12 protein-coding genes and 1 pseudogene are annotated in these 19,366 nt (G+C 52.7%); 8 read left to right on the plus strand and 5 right to left on the minus strand.

Annotated elements, in window-relative coordinates; genetic code table 11:
- Positions 1 to 13: 13 nt before the first annotated feature.
- Together BDD14_RS29850 and BDD14_RS29855 are read left to right on the plus strand one after the other, a co-directional pair.
- Positions 14 to 1,867: a ThuA domain-containing protein gene (locus BDD14_RS29850; protein ID WP_165420414.1), complete on the plus strand. Its 1,854-nt coding sequence runs from the start codon at positions 14 to 16 to the stop codon at positions 1,865 to 1,867.
- Between the two features lie 461 nt (positions 1,868 to 2,328).
- The gene (locus BDD14_RS29855; protein ID WP_130425009.1) at positions 2,329 to 3,141 is read left to right on the plus strand and encodes an IclR family transcriptional regulator; all 813 of its coding nucleotides are present in this window, start codon (positions 2,329 to 2,331) and stop codon (positions 3,139 to 3,141) included.
- Between the two features lie 90 nt (positions 3,142 to 3,231).
- Here BDD14_RS29855 and BDD14_RS29860 read toward each other — a convergent pair whose 3' ends face one another.
- Complete coding sequence (locus BDD14_RS29860; protein ID WP_130425011.1) at positions 3,232 to 3,777, minus strand: VOC family protein; 546 nt, start codon at positions 3,775 to 3,777, stop codon at positions 3,232 to 3,234.
- A 148-nt stretch (positions 3,778 to 3,925) separates the two neighbouring features.
- On the opposite strand from BDD14_RS29860, the gene BDD14_RS29865 reads away from it, so the two are divergent.
- From BDD14_RS29865 to BDD14_RS29880, 4 genes and pseudogenes are all read left to right on the plus strand, one after another.
- The gene (locus BDD14_RS29865; RefSeq protein ID WP_165420415.1) at positions 3,926 to 5,020 is read left to right on the plus strand and encodes a mandelate racemase/muconate lactonizing enzyme family protein; all 1,095 of its coding nucleotides are present in this window, start codon (positions 3,926 to 3,928) and stop codon (positions 5,018 to 5,020) included.
- Positions 5,021 to 5,200: 180 nt separating this feature from the next.
- A pseudogene (locus BDD14_RS29870) lies at positions 5,201 to 6,309 on the plus strand (IS3 family transposase).
- Positions 6,310 to 6,490: 181 nt separating this feature from the next.
- On the plus strand, positions 6,491 to 9,895 hold the full coding sequence (locus tag BDD14_RS29875) for a DUF1553 domain-containing protein (protein WP_165420416.1): 3,405 nt from the start codon (positions 6,491 to 6,493) through the stop codon (positions 9,893 to 9,895).
- Positions 9,896 to 9,949: 54 nt separating this feature from the next.
- Positions 9,950 to 11,491, plus strand: coding sequence for a DUF1501 domain-containing protein (locus BDD14_RS29880; RefSeq protein ID WP_207231939.1), 1,542 nt, complete (start codon positions 9,950 to 9,952; stop codon positions 11,489 to 11,491).
- A 328-nt stretch (positions 11,492 to 11,819) separates the two neighbouring features.
- On the opposite strand, the gene BDD14_RS29885 is transcribed toward BDD14_RS29880, so the two are convergent.
- The 4 genes from BDD14_RS29885 to BDD14_RS29900 form a co-directional block, all read right to left on the minus strand.
- On the minus strand, positions 11,820 to 12,893 hold the full coding sequence (locus BDD14_RS29885; protein WP_130425017.1) for an NHL repeat-containing protein: 1,074 nt from the start codon (positions 12,891 to 12,893) through the stop codon (positions 11,820 to 11,822).
- Positions 12,894 to 12,905: 12 nt separating this feature from the next.
- A complete protein-coding gene (locus tag BDD14_RS29890; RefSeq protein WP_130425019.1) occupies positions 12,906 to 14,327 on the minus strand; it encodes a c-type cytochrome domain-containing protein in 1,422 nt (473 codons plus the stop codon).
- Complete coding sequence (locus BDD14_RS29895) at positions 14,324 to 16,177, minus strand: DUF1501 domain-containing protein (RefSeq protein WP_278045561.1); 1,854 nt, start codon at positions 16,175 to 16,177, stop codon at positions 14,324 to 14,326. The genes BDD14_RS29890 and BDD14_RS29895 overlap by 4 nt, the downstream gene beginning before the upstream one ends.
- 587 nt (positions 16,178 to 16,764) lie before the next feature.
- Positions 16,765 to 16,971, minus strand: coding sequence for a hypothetical protein (locus BDD14_RS29900; protein WP_130425023.1), 207 nt, complete (start codon positions 16,969 to 16,971; stop codon positions 16,765 to 16,767).
- 55 nt (positions 16,972 to 17,026) lie between these two features.
- Between BDD14_RS29900 and BDD14_RS29905 the strand changes: the two genes are divergently transcribed.
- Both BDD14_RS29905 and BDD14_RS29910 read left to right on the plus strand, forming a co-directional pair.
- Positions 17,027 to 18,382, plus strand: a complete 1,356-nt coding sequence (locus BDD14_RS29905; protein WP_130425025.1) for an ABC transporter permease — start codon at positions 17,027 to 17,029, stop codon at positions 18,380 to 18,382.
- Positions 18,383 to 18,839: 457 nt separating this feature from the next.
- Positions 18,840 to 19,076 carry a hypothetical protein gene (locus BDD14_RS29910; protein WP_130425027.1) on the plus strand — a complete coding sequence of 79 codons (237 nt, stop codon included), beginning with the start codon at positions 18,840 to 18,842 and terminating at the stop codon, positions 19,074 to 19,076.
- Positions 19,077 to 19,366: the final 290 nt, after the last annotated feature.

A 19,366-nucleotide genomic window follows, 5' to 3' on the forward strand; every position in this document is an offset into this window, starting at 1 on the left:
AAAGGAACAAATCATGGTTAAGATAGCTCGGCTCACACTTGCCGCAACCGCAATGTGCGCCATCTCGTCGATACATCTGGTTAGTGCAGCGCAGACTCCGCAAGGGACAAAGTCGGTGCGACAGGGGCAAATTCGCTCATCAATTAATCATTTGCTCGGATGGCGTGTTGGAATACCGTCGAATGCTTTCCGGTCGCTTAGCTTCTCTGAAGCAGCCGCTTTAGCCGACGCGCTAGGACTCTCAAGCATCGAGGGCGTTAGTAGCCAGAAAGTGAGTCCGCAGACCAATAAGAATCTCAATTTCGACCTGACATCTGAAGACATATCTGTAGTTAAAGAGAGGCTCGTTGAATTGAATCTCAAAATGCCGGCTTACCGCGTTGAATCCATACCGGCAGACGAAGGGTCGGCCCATAAACTCTTCGCATTCGCAAAAGAGATGGGTGTGGAAACAATCATTGCGAACACGGTGCCGGCGGAATTGAGTGCAATCGATAAACTTTCGGTGGAAACGGGCATCAATGTGGCTATTGATAGTTCGAGCGATCCTCAAGCTTTAATGAAGGCCATTGGCAACGCAACTCCGCGGATAGGTGTAAATGCCAATTTGGCCAAATGGATGGAAAACGGAGTTCGTCCCATTGAGGGGCTAAGCATTATCAAAGATCGATTGATGGCTGTTGAGGTCCGGGACCGTAATGCTCTCGGGCCAAATGGCCGTGATGTTCCATTAGGCACAGGGGTCGCAGGTCTGGAACAGTTTTTTCTGCAGATCGCGAAGCAAGAACCTCCCCCTCAAGAGGAGCCGGGGAAATGTGTCAATTGTAGCCGGCCTTATGGTGGCACCAAACCGTTGTTCATTTCACTTGAAGTTGACCCATGGCAGATTATCACCACTAGGGAACCACAAAGCGGGACTTCGGGAAATGTCTTTTCAGATCTGTGGTGTTCGGCAGAAAACTTCGAGAAAGTTGTTCGTCCGGCTATGGGATTCCGCGTCGAGCAAGATGCCCTGTTGATTCCCATCACGCCGACAGATCGGATCCCGAGCGATGTGAAAGCGAAGATTGAGGCCGCCCTGCCTAAGAAGCCGCTCGTAACACCAAAGAAACCACGAAAACTTCTCGTTATCGATGTGGCTCCAGCTGGTGCCTACTATCATGACACGGCAGCCCACGCAAACTTCGCGATTAGCAAGCTGTCTACTTCTACTGGAGCGTTCGAGGCTGTATTCAACAATGATCTGAATAACCTAAAGTACCCCAATATACTCCAATACGACGCCGTCTTCCTTAATAGTGGAGACGGTCCAGTATTTTCCGATCCAGACGTAATGAACGGCCTGATTCGTTTCGTACATGAGGGCGGCGGGTTAGCCGGCCTCCATGGAGCAAGCTATGCGTCGCCAGACGTTCCTGAATTTGGGGAGTTAATAGGTGCTCAAACCGGACCTCACCACGTTGAGAAGGCAACCTTGAAAATTGATGATCCTAACAGTCCATTGACGAAACAATTTTCCACTAGTCCACTAACAGCTGATCTCGGAGGAAAAGGCTTTGTGTACACAGATGAGTTTTATCATTTCCTTCCCTCTGGACCTTATTCCCGAGAGAAGCTGCACGTTCTGCTTAGCATTGACGCTGACAAGACGGACTTGAGTCCATGGCGCGTCCGACCTGATAAAGATTATGGGCTTGTCTGGATCAAAAGCTATGGTCATGGCCGAGTGTTTAACTGCGCGATGGGACATACTCCAACTCTTTTCGAGACACCCGCACTCGCCCAGATGATGTTCGCTGCAATTCAATTTGTGTTGGGTGACCTTCCGGCAGACACGACGCCCAGTGCAATGCTGGCTACTAAATAAAATCTCAGGTCGACGTTTATTGGTTTATTGAGAGTATGAGCCTCGACGATAGCCGAGGCTCATACTCGAGCTTTCGCTAAGATCAGCAATTGTCGTCCGGCTCGTGTTGAACCTGAGATCCTTCCCTCGAACGGAAAATCATCTTTCAAAAGCGCTCTGGACGGCCGTGACTGAATTCCATCCAGCTCGCTGCAGTGCCCTACTCCCGGCGGAAAGGGATATCTTCTTCTTCGTTAGCCTTAAATGAGGTAGTCAACTTTTGACCTTGCAATAAGAGCCGCGGGTGATTATCTAACATTTGTCATCTTGCACAAATGTAGATAATCTATCAATAAGATTTACTATTATCATATAGTGATAAAAACGCATCATCCTTTGTCCAATAGCTCACTAAAGGAGGGACAAGGGCTCCCAGAGAGCGACATGCCAAGAAAAGGGCGGGCTTTAGTGCAAGGATCGGAATGCAGTATATCCAATTGGAGGAACTGAAAGTGCGTGCAGAATCCTTCGATTCTCCAGCCGAGAATCCAAAAGAAAACGAACCAAAGCCGAGGATTCAGTCTGCGGAGCGGACTGTTTCGGTTCTACTTGCCGTAGCCGAAAGCTCCAATGGTCTTAAAACTAAGGAGATCATGCACCAGGTTGGGCTCTCTCGGCAGGTAACATATCATCTCATTCATACGCTACTGACAACAGGGATCATTCGTAAGAATGACAACAGTCGTTATGTGCTTGGTCTTGCTGCACTTTCGATTGCAGAAGGTTTCCGTCGTCAATTGGACCCTCCAGAACATTTGGCTCCAAGGGTTCGTTCGATCGTTGCGGCCACTGGGGAAACGGCCTATGCCGGCGGCTGGGTTCATGACGAAATCGTGGCGCTTGCAACGGCTCGGGGAGAATCACCAGTGGGAGCCGCCGAAATTCCTCAAGGATTCAGCGGACACGCACATGCACGGGCGTCAGGAAAACTGCTTCTCGCGTTGGCAGATCCCAAGGTATGTGAAGAATACCTCGCTAGCCATCCTCTGGAAGCGAGGACAAGAAAAACCATCACGAAATACAGGAAGCTCATGGAGGAGTTTGCGCAAATTCGGAAGCAAGGCTATGCCCTTGATAACGAGGAATTCAATGAAGGTCTACGTTGTCTGGCTGTGCCCGTTGAAGGCCTCGCCGGCCGATTTGCGTTGGGAATTTCTGTGCCTAGTGGCCGTTTTGAAGCAAACTTCAAGCGTTACCTAGAAGTATTGTTCAACGCCGCGAAGATAAAAGGCTAACGAAGTCAGTTGCGATAGGGTATGAGACGCATTCATCTCCTGGCGAGTTGAAGATTCTCGCTTCGACCATTGATTTTCTTTCGGTCCAAATTATGCAGATGGGTTTGCCGGATGCCAAAGTCGCGTGGAAGTAGTAGCTTCATATCCTTTCCCCTTTGGAAAGCTGACTAGCTCAAATTGCATCCCCCAAGGCGACAAAAAATAGATCCAGGTCTGACCGGCATTCGGCCCAGATGTTCTGATCGTCGGTTCCCCTAAAAGCCGAACGTTTTTAGACAAGAGATACTTAACCGCCGCATCAAAATCGTCGACGTAGAAAGCCAGATGATGACCTCCTACGTCGCTATTCTTCGGTTGGACCAGGTTTTGGTCGGGCGACTCATACTGAAATACTTCGAAGTTTGGCCCGTATTTGCACCGGAAGAAGCGCAATCTCTGCATGACAGTTCCGGGGGAAACATTGAGGTGGGTGTTCATCCAGGTGTCATCTGAGATAAAAGGTCCAAGTTCGAACACGTATTCGCAGCCAATAACATCTGTGAAAAAAGAGGTCGCTTCCTCTAGATCAGGGACTGTGAAACCAACATGTTCCGTCCCCCGAAGACCTGGCAAGCCCGATGAAGGTGAATGAACCAATTGGGCTCTCCTTAATAGCCCCGAGATCGTTATGAATCTCAGAGAAGTCTAAAAATATTCTGTTCAATGGCCGGTAAAATGTATCACAATATGATTACTATATCAAATAGTACATCATTAATTGATGATTTGAGCGGTGACAATTGAAATGAATATTTCCAAAATATTAGTCGCTGAATGTTCTATACCTCTGCCGCGGGTCCTTCGCCTTGGCGCAGTCGAGATCCGCACAAGAGACTATGTCGTCATTCGGATTGAAACTGAGGAGGGGCCAGCAGGAGAAGCGATCGGCTACCCTCGTGGAACACCACTCTTTGAAACCTTAAACGGTATGGGTCGCCGCATCCTTGGCAAGGATGTGCAGATGAGAAGGCGCGTTATGTCTGATCTTGAACATTCAAACATCCCGGCAAGGGCCGCACTCACCCGCGGACTAAGTTTGATTGATATTGCTCTTTGGGATATTGCATGCAAAAGTGCGGCGCAACCGCTCTTTCAATACGTGGGTGGCCTTAGGACATCCACTGAGACGACACAAGTGGCTGGCTACTATATCGATCAACGTTCCATCTCCGAAGTCGTTGATGAGATCGGTCATTTGCAAGACGAAGGTTGTAGCAGGGTAAAGATCATGCTCAAAGGAGATGACTCAAAGTTCGACGTTAAATATGCGGAGGCGGCAGCCCAGAAAATGCCAGGTCGTGTTGCAGCGGATGCACATTGGAGTTGGACTACTTTGACCGAGGCTCGGAGAACATCCCGTTATCTCGACTGCCTTGGATTAGATTTTCTTGAAGATCCTTTCCCTGCGTCCGATTGGCGCCTGACTCACGAATTGCGCCGTGACATGGTGACCCCAATTGCTGCAGGCGAAGATGTCTTCGGTGCACAAACGATTTCAGATTTAGTAGCCGGTATAGACATCTTGCGCGTCGATGCCACGACGATGGGAGGGATTACCGGCGCGATCGAAGCAATTAGCCTGGCGGCCGGCAGAGGAAGAACGGTCCTACCTCATGTTTTCTGGCCACTTCATGTACATTTGGCCAGTGCCTTTCCCACTGTAGAGGGAGTTGAGGTAATTCCTATAACTTATGGTGCAGATCCGCTGGACCGCCTGCTTACGCACATGCCTGTCACTAAGGACGGGAGAATGATCCCAAATGAGCAGCCGGGTGTAGGAATCCACATCCGATGGGATGCCGTAGAGCAGCTTTCCAGTCGCCACGCCGTCATAGCCTAAGGTCTACTAAGTCGGTTATTTAAAGTAGTAGCGATTCTTTCAGCTCCGTACAAGCGAGTGTGGTCTAATGGGTGCCGTTAGCTACCTATCTCAAAGGAGCCCACATTGGCCTGATCGGCCCCGGTAATTCTGAGCCAGTTGCGATGTTAGTCTTCGGCAAAATCTGAAGGGAGATTTTGCATGAAGAAGAAGCGCTTTTCAGTGGAGCAGATTGTGGCCGTGCTGAAGCAGGCAGAACTGGGCGTGCCTGTGGCGGAGGTGATTCGCAAGGTTGGGATCAGCGAGCAGACCTTTTATCGATGGAAGAAGCAATACGTTGGCATGGAGACCGATCAGGCTCGGCAGATGAAGCAACTGCAGGAAGAGAACAGCCGGTTGAAACAACTGGTTGCAGATCTGAGCCTGGATAAGACGATGCTGCAGGATGTGCTCAGAAAAAAGTTCTGTAGCCCTCGGGACGCCGTCCGATGGTCGATCATTTACGCGACCGGTATCGGGCGAGCGAGCGCATGCCTGCCGGGTTCTTCTGATGGTGCGAGGCACGTATCGCTATCAGAGTCATCAGGAACCCTGGACGGAGTTGCGGATGCGGATACGCGAGATCGCACAGAGCAGAGTGCGTTACGGGTACCGCAAGATCCGCGTACTGCTGAACCGCGAGGGCTGGGCTGTTGGGAAGCATCTGGTGTATCGGCTGTATAAGGAAGAGGGCTTGGCCTTGAAGAAGCGGCCACAGCGCAAGAGAAAAGCGGTACGGCACCGGGAAGAACGCTTCGTCGCGACAGCGCCCAACCAGGCATGGAGCGTCGACTTCGTGGCCGATCAGTTGCACGATGGCACACGCTTCCGCGCCTTGACGATCCTCGATGTTTACACGCGGGAAGGCGTTGCTATCGAAGCTGGCCAGAGCTTGAAAGGAGAAGATGTGGTGCGAGTGCTAAACCGAGTAAAACAGCAACGTGGAGTGCCGAAGTTCTTGTTCTGCGACAACGGAAGCGAGTTCACCAGTCAAGCCATGGACCTATGGGCCTACCAGAATGGAATGAAGATCGACTTCTCCCGCCCTGGCAAGCCGACCGACAACGCGTACGTGGAATCGTTCAACGGAACCTTCCGAGCCGAGTGCTTGAATGCCCACTGGTTTGGGACGCTGGCCGAAGCAAAAACGGCTGATCGAGGAATGGCGTCAGGAATACAATGAGAGTCGTCCTCACCGATCTCTCGGTGAACGAACGCCGAGCGAGTTCGCCAGTGAGTACGCGGCTAGCCGCGTACTCACTGCAACCTAAACCAGCCGAAGACTAACTCTAGGCTTGGTACAGAAATCCTGGTCCGATCATCGAGAAGCTTTGAAAAGAGAGTTTCGGCAGAGTAATATTGCGGGACTGTTTAGAACTATTGGTTATTGAGCGCCAAATGCCCGTTCCCCAAAACGCCGCCTCAAATCAGCGAGGCGCACCCTGTTTCCACATGGAACGTCTACGTGTCCGACGCAGAGCGCCGCTCGATCAGGTTGTTACCACCATTCAGTGGTGGGAGCGAGCTGTTTCTGTTGCGATCTTCACCACGGTTATAGCTGGCTTGTCCGGCTGCCGGCAGAAACCAACCAATGGTGTGAACATAGCCAATGGTCAGTTACATCTGGACTTTAATCAGGATGTTCAGCCCATTCTGGCTAGTTCCTGTTTCAGTTGCCATGGACCGGATCCTGCAGCACGTAAAGCTGGGTTGCGACTTGACCTTGAGGAATCAGCTTTTCGTAAACGCCCAGGAAAACCTGACGCGATCGTTCCGGGTGATCCGGAGAAGAGCGAACTCATTAGGAGAATCGAATCGACCGACCCGCATCATTTGATGCCGCAGTCTTCCGAGGGCGAGGCGAAACCGATGAAGCCGCAAGAGATCGCGATACTGAAACAATGGGTTGCCGAGGGAGCCCATTACAAGCCCCATTGGGCCTTTGACGCTCCCGTGGTTACAGCTCCACTTAAACATGACGCATCCTGGGCAAAAACACCCATCGACGACTACATCCTTGGGCGGCTTGAAAAAGAAAGCCTGCACCCATCGCCCGAAGCTGACAAGGCAACGCTGATTCGTCGTGTCACTCTTGACCTCACCGGCCTTCTTCCGACACCACAGCAGGTACGCGATTATGTACAGGACAACTCTGCATATGAACAACTAGTCGATCGGCTACTTGCCAGTCCGTCGTTTGGTGAACAACGAGCACGTTACTGGATGGACTATGCTCGCTACGCGGACACTTACGGTCTGCACTTCGACAATAGCCGCTATCTCTGGCCCTATCGCGACTACGTCATCAAGGCGTTCAACACAAATGTGCCCTTTGACCGATTTGTGAAGGAGCAGATCGCTGGCGATCTCATGCCCGCAAAGGATATCGACACTCTGATTGCCAGCGGGTATGTGCGCGCGGGCGTCAGCTCCAACGAGGGAGGGACGATTCCGGAGGAACTCCGAGTCAACCTTGCGCGAGAGCGCGCCGAAGCCTACGGAGGGGCTTTTCTTGGGCTAACTGTTGGATGCGCCGTTTGCCACGACCATAAGTACGATCCGACTACGCAGAAGGACTTCTATCGGCTGAGCGCTTTCTTCAACAATATTAACGAGCTTCCATTCAACGGCGACCGTCCGGATTGGGCTCCAGTCGTTCATATTCCGAAATCTCAAAATGTCGAAGCGTTTAACCGAGTGTTGTCGAAGAGATCCGAGCTCGCAACGGCTTTGCAACAGGAGCAGATGCAGGCGGCCTCACGTATTAAACAGTGGCTGGAGTCCCGGCAGAACACTCCGCAGCCAGTTTCCACGGAAGGCTTGAAGCTGCGGCTTCGCCTTGATGAGGGTGGCGGTGACGTGCTGAAGAACGTCGCTCCGAATGCGAATCCCGGAACATTCTCTCTGGGCAAATCAAAACCGCTGTGGGGGGAGACGACGTGGCTGTGGCCAGATTTTCGCATGGACACCAGCGCTCATGTGGATCTCGGCCAGACTGGAGACTTCGAGTGGAGCCAGAGGTTCTCAAGCGGTGGTTGGTTCATGATCCGTTCGACACCCAATTTTCCGGCGGCGAAGATTAATGGTTCTCTTTTTTCGAAGATGGACATAACGAAGATGAATCGCGGCTGGGATCTGGCGGCCGATCAAGGTGTCATCAGTGTAGACCTGGTCAACAGTGCGGCGAACATTGACCCTGTATTCTCTAAGCCAACGAAGGCCAAGTCGAAGCCTGATAAAAAGCCTGCGATCAAGAAGGTCTCGAACGAACTAGCTCCCATACAGTGGCCAGTCATCCGAGGGCGTGCGATCAGGGTTTCCACTGCAGACAGGGTTCTGAAGGACGGGCAGTGGCAACATATTTTCTTCACTTACGATGGTTCCGGCAAAGCCTCCGGCATAAGAATCTATGTGAATGGTGAGCCTGTGCCTACTAAGGTCATCTCCGACACCCTGGATCATTCGAGCATTGAAACAACTGTTCCGATGCAATTCGGGTGGAGATATCCGAATGCAAGACCCGCCAAAGAGACGAGGTATCAGGACTTCCGCTTGTACGCGAGAGATCTGAATCCGCAGGAGGCAAAACGTCTCCCATACGAAGATGAAGTCGCAGCGATCACTCGCAAGCCGCCAGTGGCGTGGAACCGCGACCAGTGGCACACAGTCACCATGTTCTATTTCAACGAAATCAACGCGTCGACAAAGGTGATGGAGAAGCAGATCGCAGACCTGGACCTTGAACTAGGGAAGCTCTCGGAGGGTGGCGAAGTTTCCATCGTGTCTCAAGAGAAAGATACCGTAGCCTACGCCGATGTTCTCGATCGCGGTATCTATTCTGCAAGGAAGGAAAGGGTCGAGGCGGATACGCCTCACTTCCTTCCTCCTTTGCCGGCAGACAAGCCACATAATCGATTGGCGTTGGCGGAGTGGACGGTAAGTGAGAATAATCCGCTTACCGCTCGAGTTACCGTCAACCGAATGTGGACCGAGCTGTTTGGAATAGGGCTAGTGGAAACGACTGAGGACTTCGGCATCATGGGGCAGAGGCCATCCAATCCTCAATTGCTCGATTGGCTTGCTGTTGAGTTCCGCCGTAGTGGGTGGAATGTCAAGCAAATGTACAAGCTGATGGTGATGTCGGCAGTATATCGCCAGAGTGCGAAGTCAACGCCGGAGCAACTTGCAAAAGATCCCCGTAACCTGCTGTTGGCACACGGTCCGCGCTTTCGTATGGATGCGGAGATGCTTCGCGATATTGCACTTCAATCCAGCGGTCTTTTGGTTAATAAAATAGGCGGCCCGAGCGTGAAGCCATATCAGCCTGAGAATGTTTGGGAATCCGTCGGCTATCCCAGCAGCGACACGACCCACTACACACAAGAGCACGGCGATGCCTTGTATCGTCGCAGTCTCTACACCTACTGGAAGCGGATGGCGATGGAGCCGGATATGGACGCATTCGATGCTCCTACCCGGGATACAGTTTGCACGCGTCGTCAGAGGACCAATACTCCGCTGCAGGCTCTCGTAACTATGAACGGAATTCAGTACATCGAAGCATCGCGAATGTTGGCGGAACGCGTTCTCGTTGAGGGCGGAAGAGACACTAAACAGAGGATTGATTATCTCGGCCAGATTTTACTGGCGCACGATCCTTCGCCTGAGGTGGAGACTACTTTGGAAGAGTCACTGAAACAGATGGAGCATCACTACGCGGCGAATCCAAAAGCGGCCAGAGATTTGGTAGCAGTTGGCGAGCGCGCAGCAAAATCAGCGATTGCCGTGCCTGAACTGGCTGCCTGGACGATGTTGGTGAACGAAACCTTGAATCTCGACGAGACTTTGAACAAGTAAGATGACCAATTCGCGACTGCATGAGTTACCACAATTCGTTGCGAGGAAAGCATTATGAAACAGCATCCTTTTTGCACTGATCCAGAGCATGGCCCGACAATTATGGATCTTCCAATCGTGGAGGGTATCAAGCGAGAGTGGGCTGAGTTACAGACGCGACGCCATTTCCTCGGAAGGGCCGGCAAGGTATTGGGATGGGCTGCCTGCGCGAGTCTGCTTGGTGACAGGGCGGTGACCGGTGTAGCACAGGTAGCAGGACCAGCTATTCCTTCGCGAGAATCTCTGAAGCTGCCCCACTTTGCTCCGAAGGCGCAGCGAGCGATCTATCTTTTCATGTCAGGGGCACCGCCGCAGATGGATTTACTGGACTATAAGCCGGGTCTTGCAAAGCTGTACGACAAGGACATTCCTGATTCTGTGCGTGGAACGCAGCAACTTACAGGCATGACGGCCGGGCAAGCACGCTTCCCCATTGCGCCGTCCCATTGGGCCTTCAAACAATATGGCAAGACGGGAACGTGGGTTAGCGATCTTTTGCCCTATACAGCAAAGGTTGTCGACGATCTGACCATCATCAAATCGATGAATACGGACGCCATCAATCACGAACCTGCGATCATGCTCTTGAACACCGGAAACATGAATGCGGGAAAGCCGTGCCTAGGGTCATGGCTGTCGTATGGACTTGGCAGCATGAATGACAATCTGCCGACGTTCATGGTCCTGCTGAGCAAGACCAATCCGAAGGAAAACAATCAACCGGTCTCCTCTCGTCTTTGGAGCAGCGGTTTCCTGTCATCCGAATATTCCGGGGTGGGCTTGCGGTCTGCCGGGGATCCTGTCCTCTACCTGAGTGATCCCCGAGGAGTCGACCGCGAGGTTCGCCGCAACATGCTTGATGCCGTCAATAAGATCAACTTGAAAACGTATCAGGAACTGGGTGATCCTGAAACTAACTCGCGCATCTCGCAGTATGAGATGGCATATCGTATGCAAGCCTCCGTACCGGAGCTAACCGACATGAGCAAGGAACCTCAGTCAACATGGGATCTGTACGGACCAGATGCTAAGGAACCGGGAACCTTTGCCTACAATTGCCTGATGTCGCGCCGCATGGCGGAGCGTGGTGTCCGATTCACGCAAATCTATAAGCGAGGATGGGATGTCCACTCCGATGTTACAGGTGTCCTCCCCGTGCTCTGTCAGGAGACTGATCGTGGATGCTATGCACTGATCACTGATCTAAAACAGCGAGGACTCCTTGACGATACCTTGGTGGTTTGGGGTGCAGAGTTCGGCCGAACTGTATACAGTCAAGGTGGTCTCTCGCCAACCAACTACGGCCGCGACCATCATCCGCGCTGCTTTACAACCTGGATGGCAGGTGGCGGGGTAAAGCCAGGTATCTCGTACGGAGAGACGGACGACTTCAGCTACAACGTGGTGAAGGATCCTGTTCACGTAAGAGATTTCAACGCCACCCTTCTTCATTGCCTCGGCATCGATCACAACAAACTGACTTATAAAGTTCAAGGACTGGATCAGAAATTAACTGGAACGACTCCGGCCTACGTAGTCCCTGGACTGCTTGCATAGTGAATTCAGGAGATAGTGTGAGCATGGTTGCCAAGATCACCGCATCTACCAAGCTTCTTGACCTCATAGCCGTGTTTAACTTGAACCCAGTATCAACTCGGTGGCACCGATACCAATAACCTGCGACAGATCTTGGTCAGAGCCACGTGAACTGGTCAAGATCGGGGAAGGCGAAGTCTGGAGCACTCTCCTATGCCCCCTTCATTCTTACCATGAATATTGAATCGGATCGGGATCTGGACATCCAGCTTCAGGTGGCACCAAGCAGGTTGTTCTTCTCTCGCCCGACCCTTCTTCAAACTAGTAACGAGATGAGTCCAAAGGAGATCTAAATAGAACGGCGTTCCAATTTAGTGATGCGGCCTGTCTTATTCCAGTCAGATACATAAATATTTGCGTTGCTGTCGATGTAGCAGCCGTGTGCGGCACTGAAGACGGTGGCTCCAATACTGCTGGGTTCGAGCCTATAACTGGCCCATTGTGACTTGTCAGGGTTGTCACCGAGGAATGCGACAGGCACATTGTTCTTATCGAGGATCGTGACGCGGCCTTGCAGCTCCGAAACTATCGCGTTGTCCCCGTGAAAGCTGACCTGGCAAGGACGGCGCATATGCTGAGTTACATGTCCCACAAATCCCCCGTCAAAGTCGAAGTGGCTGAGCCGAAGATTTTCGCGGTCGCATACGATAAGTAGCGGCTGATCATAGCGCATATCTACAGCGAGACCATGACTACAGTTGCACAATCCGTCGCCATCTCCTTTACCAGCGAAGCTGGACTTGTAGTTTCCTTGCTTATCGAAACGGAAGATCCTTGAATCGCCATAACCGTTAGCAATAAAGATTGAACCGTCTGGACCGGGCACAGCCGAGGTGATACGCCACTCGTTAGAGGCTTTGAAACCTGCCTCTTTGGGAGCCGTAATCTTTTGCAGGATCGAACCATCTGTTTTCATCTTGAGAAACAGCCAGTTCTCTTTCGGAGTTCCCTTTTGCACTACGGTGTAGATGACTTCATTTCCGTCCTCAACGGTATATTGCATCGAGTGAACTTCGGGATAATCCGTGGCGATCTGGCGGATTAGAGTTCCATCCGCAGAGTAGACAATGATCCCTGTGTCGCTCTGCGTGCTGATATAGATGTTTCCATCCTTATCGCTGGTAATGGCACCGTGAGTTCCGCCAAACTTCTTCCCTTCGGGTAGCATTCCCCAATGAGGAACGAGATCATAGGTCCATTCGCCGTTGCCCGTACTAAGGCGTGCAGAGTTGGTGGATGCGTTTTTCGACTGTGCTTGCATCTTTGCGCCGCCCGTGACTACTGCAAGAGTAGAGGCTGCTCCAAAAGAGCAGAACGCGCGGCGGTTCACCATAAAACCCTTTGAACCCATCTGAGGGTGCATGGAGTGATCTCCTTATTTGATTGGACTGCTTGAGGGTTGCGCAGGCGTATTGAAAGCGTAGATATGCAGCAAGGGTTGTACCGACGCGAACTGATCGAGCGCCTGGTGTGTCACGCGCGTGCTGCTCAGATTGAGGTAACGGAGTTCATGGAGAACCGCTAACTTCTGTAAATCTCGACCGGTGATTGAGGTATCTTCAAGGTGAATCGCGCGTGCATGGTTGAATTTTGCAAGAGAAGCGAAGCATGCATCCGTCACTTTCGTATGCCCCAGTTCAACGTTCACGATATAAGGAGCGAACGGTTCAAGTCTGGCCAAGTCGGAGTCGCCAAATTTGGGCGCTACATCAATCGTGCGCAGAATAAGCCCGTCCGCAGCTTTACTCGAGACGCGGTCAAGGCGAATGCCCAGAGTCTTCTCTATCTGGATCATTTGAGGCGTGAGAGCGTTGTAGTCACCTACCTGAGGGATACGCTCCGCTGCACCGGGTGCGCGTACTTCCATCCCTGGCAGGGCAGTCGCTTTGGGCGAAGCACCCTGCTGGATCCACCCCTTGATCCATGCAATATCTTTGGCAGCCAAGGGCTTTCCTTCCGACGGCATGAATTTAGGGTGATCCGCCGGTAGGGTGATCCTCGTGAGCAGCAAGCTCTTCTCTGCATGCCCCGGACTGACGACTTCGCCATCGTTGCCGCCGTCCATCACATGAGCATAGTTATCCAATTGCAATCCACCCTTGATCTTTGACCCGCTGTGACAGGAGAGGCAGTTGGAATCCAGGATTGGTTGAACCCGCATCGCATACACGGATGCCGGATCGACCGGTGGATAGTTTTTTTGCGGTTGTAGCCGCTTAATGAATGCCGGCGCAAACTCCGTGAGATACGTCTTGCCGTAAATGAGCGAACCGCCTTGATGGCCCGTCCATGCGGTCAAGATAAGAACTACGATCAGTGATGCTGGGTAGACCCAGCCAACTCTTCCCATAGCCCACGACGGACGGATGAGAGCGCACCAGATCACCCCAAGGCAGAGAAATAGACCGCCCCACATATGTATTCGAACTGCATCCGGTGAGAATCCACCGCCATGAGCCAGTAGCATCCCGAAGACGACCGCTCCTGCGCTACACAGCACGGCGCAACCAAGCACAACTGATGCAGCTTCGCGCCATGCCGAGCGAAATCGTCCACCGAACTCAAGCACAGGGAGCAGCAAAATCAGGCCGATCGGGAGATGCACGACAAGCGGATGAAACCTGCCTAGAAATTGCTGCCAGCTGCCGTGTGTCTGACCGTCGGGTGAGAGGAGCCATGGCAACGACAGCAACGCCAAGGCCAGCAGTACACCAGTAACCCAGTAACTCTTTCGCAAGGCTGCGAACGACAGCCCCCGTGATCTTGTTTTCGGGTCCCTTTGAGTCACAAAGCTCATGCAAAGAGCTCGTCGACGACCCTCGCCGGGGTGGTCCCTGTTAGTTTCTGGTCGAGCCCTTGCGACTTAAACGTCAGCTTATTGTGATCTATTCCAAGGCTATGCAGAATTGTCGCATTGAAGTCGCGAACCGGAACCGAGTCTTTCACCACGTTGTAGCTGAAGTCGTCTGTCTCTCCAAAGGTAATGCCCGGTCGAATACCGCCGCCTGCCATCCAGGTTGTGAAGCAGCGCGGATGATGGTCGCGTCCGTAGTCCTCTTTGGACAGACCACCTTGACTGTAGACGGTGCGACCGAACTCCCCTGACCATATGACGAGTGTGTCGTCCAACAACCCACGCTGCTTCAAGTCTGTGACCAGCGCATAGGCACCGCGATCGGTCTCCTGGCACAACATCGGGAGTAAGCCAACCGCGTGCGCGTGTACATCCCACCCCCGTTTGTAGATCTGCGTAAAGCGCACTCCACGTTCTGCCATGCGACGGGCCATCAGGCAATTGTTCGCAAAGGTGCCGGGAATCTTTGCCTCCGGTCCGTATAAGTCCCAGGTAGTCCTGGGTTCCCTGCTCAGATCGGTTAGCTCTGGCACTGATGTCTGCATACGAAATGCCATCTCGTACTGAGATATACGGGTGTTCGTCTCTGGATCACCCAGGTCCTGGTAGGTTTCGCGATTTAGTTCATTGACGGCATCCAACATCTTACGTCGCGTAGCGGTGTCTACTCCTCCGGGGTTGTTAAGGTAAAGTACGGGGTCCCCGGCGGATCGCAGACTCACACCTGCGTGCTCCGAAGGAAGAAAGCCGCTGCTCCAAAGTCGTGAGGAGGTCGGCTGATTGTTCTCTTCCTCGTTCTTCTTGCTCATCATCACCATAAAGGTAGGCAGATTGTTGTTCATGCTGCCGAGGCCATATGAGAGCCACGCGCCAAGACAGGGTTTACCAGTATTCATGTTGCCGGTATTCATCAGCATGATAGCCGGCTCGTGATTGATGGCATCTGTATTGGTTGAGCGGATGATGGCAATGTCATCGACCATGCGAGCGGTATAAGGCAGCAGATCGCTGATCCATGCACCCTGCTTGCCGTACTGGCTAAAATTCCAGTGAGAGGGAGCAACGGGAAAGCGGGCCTGCCCGGAGCTCATACCCAAAAGGCTGTTGTAGTCACTAACTGGCAGCATGTCGCCGGCGATCTGCTCCTTTACAAAGCGATCGAAAGGCCGATTATCGTTGAAGGCCCTGATCAGATAATCGCGATACGGCCATATCATCCGAAAATTATCCCAGTGCAAACCGTGAGTATCTGAGTATCGGGCGTAATCGAGCCAGGATCGGGCACGCTGCTCTCCATATTGGGGGCTCGCAAGCAAACGATCTGCAACCGTTTCATATGCCTTCGGACTGCTGTCTTTCTCGAATCCATTGACCTCTGTCGTCGTAGGAAGCAGCCCTGTCAAGTCCAGTGTCACGCGGCGAATGAGAGTCGCCTTGTCTGCCTCCACCGAAGGATGCATGCTTTGCGAATCGAGCTTTGCCAACACTAATAGATCTACGGGCGTTTTGCTCCAGCCAGCATCTTTGACCTTAGGAATCGCTGGCCGCGATGGGGCGTCGAACGCCCAATGTGGCTCATAGTGAGCTCCCTCTGAGATCCACTCTTTCAAGATTGCGACCTCCTCTGTCTTCATGGGCTTCGCTTCGCCTTCGGCTGTCTGGGGCATCAGGTGGTGAGGGTCCTTCGATTCGATGCGAGCGATCATCTCGCTCAACTCCGGATGGCCGGGAACGATGGCATCCTTCTTGCCAGATCTCTTCTTGAGGGCCGTCTCTTCGAGGTCGAGTCTAATCCCGCCTTGCGATTACCCGGATCGGGACCATGGCAGCTAAAGCAGTTGGCTGCGAGGATTGGTTGAACATTGGCATTGAAGCTGAGACTCGAACTATTCCGTTGGTTGGAATTCTTGCGTTTTTCGTCAAAACACCCAGACTCCACTACACACACGGCTGAGAGACTTAACACTCCCAACAAGCAGAAAAACTGTTTGATTCTATCTCTACCAATTACGAAAGAACTGCGCACCAAAAGCATGAGCACCACCCTCACGTGAGCACATTACACTGCGCATTTGTCGGTTGCCAATGCCTTTCTGGTCTCTAAATTAATTTCAAGAGGTGAAATTGTAAAAATGACGGGAACCTGACGAACAAACCACCGGTAGAAAACGTGCTTATTTGTCGACGGCCAGTCCGCATCTTAGTTCTCTAAGTATAGAGACGTCGTCTTATGGAAAGCTACCGACAAACCATGCCGACACCGATCCCTGTTACATGCACGCCTGTTTTTGAGGCAGGTTCAGGTCTATCCGTACGATGCGCCCGTTTGCACGAATGAAGGCATTCAACGGCTCTGTTGCATTAACTGGCGCACAGGCCCTTACAGATGCTGCAGATCAGGCAGCAACATCGAACAGCTTGTGATCGAGTGCGGCGGCCAGTTGTGCATCGTCTTTAGTGCCTTGCCCAGGAAGCGGTGTGCCGCGCGTGTTACGGCGGTCCACAGCATGAAGTCGATCAACCGGCCATGCTTGTCGGGCTCTGTTGCATTAACTTTTTTGGCTACGACCTGTAGCGGTCGGACCATGACTAGTCACTCCACTCCTTGTATGCTGATCGCCTAATTTCGAGTTAATGCAACAGTGCCCTTTGCTCTCGGCCTAACCGTCTTGACAGGTCTAGTTTGCGGATTAGCGCCTGCATTCGCAGCCATACGGACCAGCGTAAACGAAACCCTGAAGGAGGGTGGAAGAACCGGCACTCCGGGTAGTGGACACGGGAGGCTGCGTTCAACGCTCGTTGTTGCGGAGATCGCCGTCGCACTGGTTCTGCTAACGGCTTCCGGGCTGCTATTGCGTAGCTTTGAGAAGATGCGCCAGGTCGATCTTGGATTTCGGGTGGACCACACGCTCTCTGCGTTTTATATCCTCCCACAGAAGCGATATGCCATTCAGTCCGCAGTCTATAACTTTACTGACAACTTGATGCGGAATCTACGACACTTACCGGGAGTCAAAGCCGCAGGCATATCTTCCTCATTGCCTGCTGCAGGTGATGGCGGAGGGATCGCAATCACCGTGGAGGGATATGTCCCTCAGAAAGGCGCGGGACTGAATATGGCGAAGGTATCGCTGATGCAGGGCGATCCCTTCCAGGCGCTCGGAATCCGCTTGCTGCGAGGGCGATTTTTCACTGAATCAGACAAGTCAGATTCTCAACTAGTTGCGATCGTGAACCGGAAGTTGGCCGAACATTTCTGGCCCGGTCAGGACCCTATAGGAAAACGGCTGCGCCGCGGCATGCCCGAGACTCCGACTCCCTGGTTGACGGTAGTGGGCATAGTGGATGACGTAAAGCTCGGAGCAGCCGATGGCGGAACTGCAGAACAGTTTTATCAACCTGTAACCCAGCAAGTCGTCTCAGAAGGGGCTTTTGCCTCGGCTGGTGAGTTGACCGCAACCTACGGATACATCGTATTGCACACTGACATCCCCCCCGAGCAATTAGAGAACTCGCTTCGAGCGGCAGTACGAGATGTCGATCCTCAGCTCCCCCTTATACAGATGCAGACGATGGAACACGTGATCTCGGGTAGCGAAGCTCCACGCTTGTTCAACACCGTCCTGATTTCAGCCTTTGCGATGGTTGCATTACTGCTCGCAGTACTGGGGATTTACAGTGTAATCGCATTTTCGATTGCCTTGCGGGAGCAAGAGATGGCGATCCGTATGGCGCTCGGCTGTCAGCGCCAGGGTGTACTCCACCTTGTTCTTATCTCCGCCGCGAAGCTCGGTGCTATTGGATGTCTCGTAGGGCTCCTTGCCGCAGCAGGTGTATCTCACCTCTTGCGTTCTTTCCTTTTTGGGGTCAGCCCTTTCGATCCACTTGTGCTAATGCTTTCTGCCGTCGCCATGCTGTCGTTTGCGCTCGCAGCATCTGCCCTTCCCGCGACCCGAGCAACGAAGATAGACCCGATGATCGCCTTGCGGGGCGACTAGGAGCATCGCGCCGAAAACATAACCCAATGACTCGTCGTGAAGAGGAGGAAATCTTGGCGCACCATGCGAACCGTCCGCAGCGGATGGCGATTATAGATTGCAGGCTCAATCGTCAGAGCTTCGTTCGACTGGCGGCAACTTTCGCCTCCTAACCCGAATCCTCACCCAGATCGAACGAGTGCTCGACGTAAATCAACTTCACACAGTTTCGACTGAGGTCGTCGAGGCCGCACGAGACAGTTTGGTAATCGGTCAAGGATGATCTATCAGACCGCCACGCGCCAAATAGCTTGCAAAGATCTACGCCAGATAATTTTCCAAGCTACAGGATAGCGACCCCCTAGTGTGAGTGCATCCGCGAACCACGAGCTTACGACCTCGGGTGAGTCTGAGGAGATATCCAGAAGCGTCTCGCTTCGTTCGAGTTGCTGATGCGCAAGAATCGCCGTCATGAATCATGAGATTATTTCTCTTCTGCATCTGCCGATTAAAGGTGAACACACAACCGGTTACCACGAGCAGGATCGCGGCGACGGCGGTCAAAGACCACACTCGCATCAGCGAAGAGTTCCGCTGGACGATCCTGGGCCCACTTCCGGCGCGCGCAGCATCCTGCAACTTCAAAGTCACGGCGTTACGGAGAGAATCCGGCGCAGACACCGAGGAGCGAGCTCCGCGGATGTACGCGGACTGAGCTTTCGCTTCCTCAAGCGCAATGGAGCAGGTTAAACAATGCTCCACATGCGCCAAGAGATCGTCTCTCCTCTTCCTGCATGAGCTCTCCATCGACATAGGGCTGAATCCTAGTTTGATTCTCATTGCGAGCGCCTGCCTTGATATGAACTGTTTCCGCCCGCTCCGACGGAAGACAGGGAGAAAACCAAGCCCACCACCACATCCGCCACCCACGATCTCGAGATTGAACTGTACGAATAGACTTCTGACGACGGGTCACCTTTGCCGAAGAGGGTGCGCTGTCAGCAT

Origin of the sequence: Edaphobacter modestus (assembly GCF_004217555.1) — a bacterium.
GTDB lineage: Bacteria > Acidobacteriota > Terriglobia > Terriglobales > Acidobacteriaceae > Edaphobacter > Edaphobacter modestus.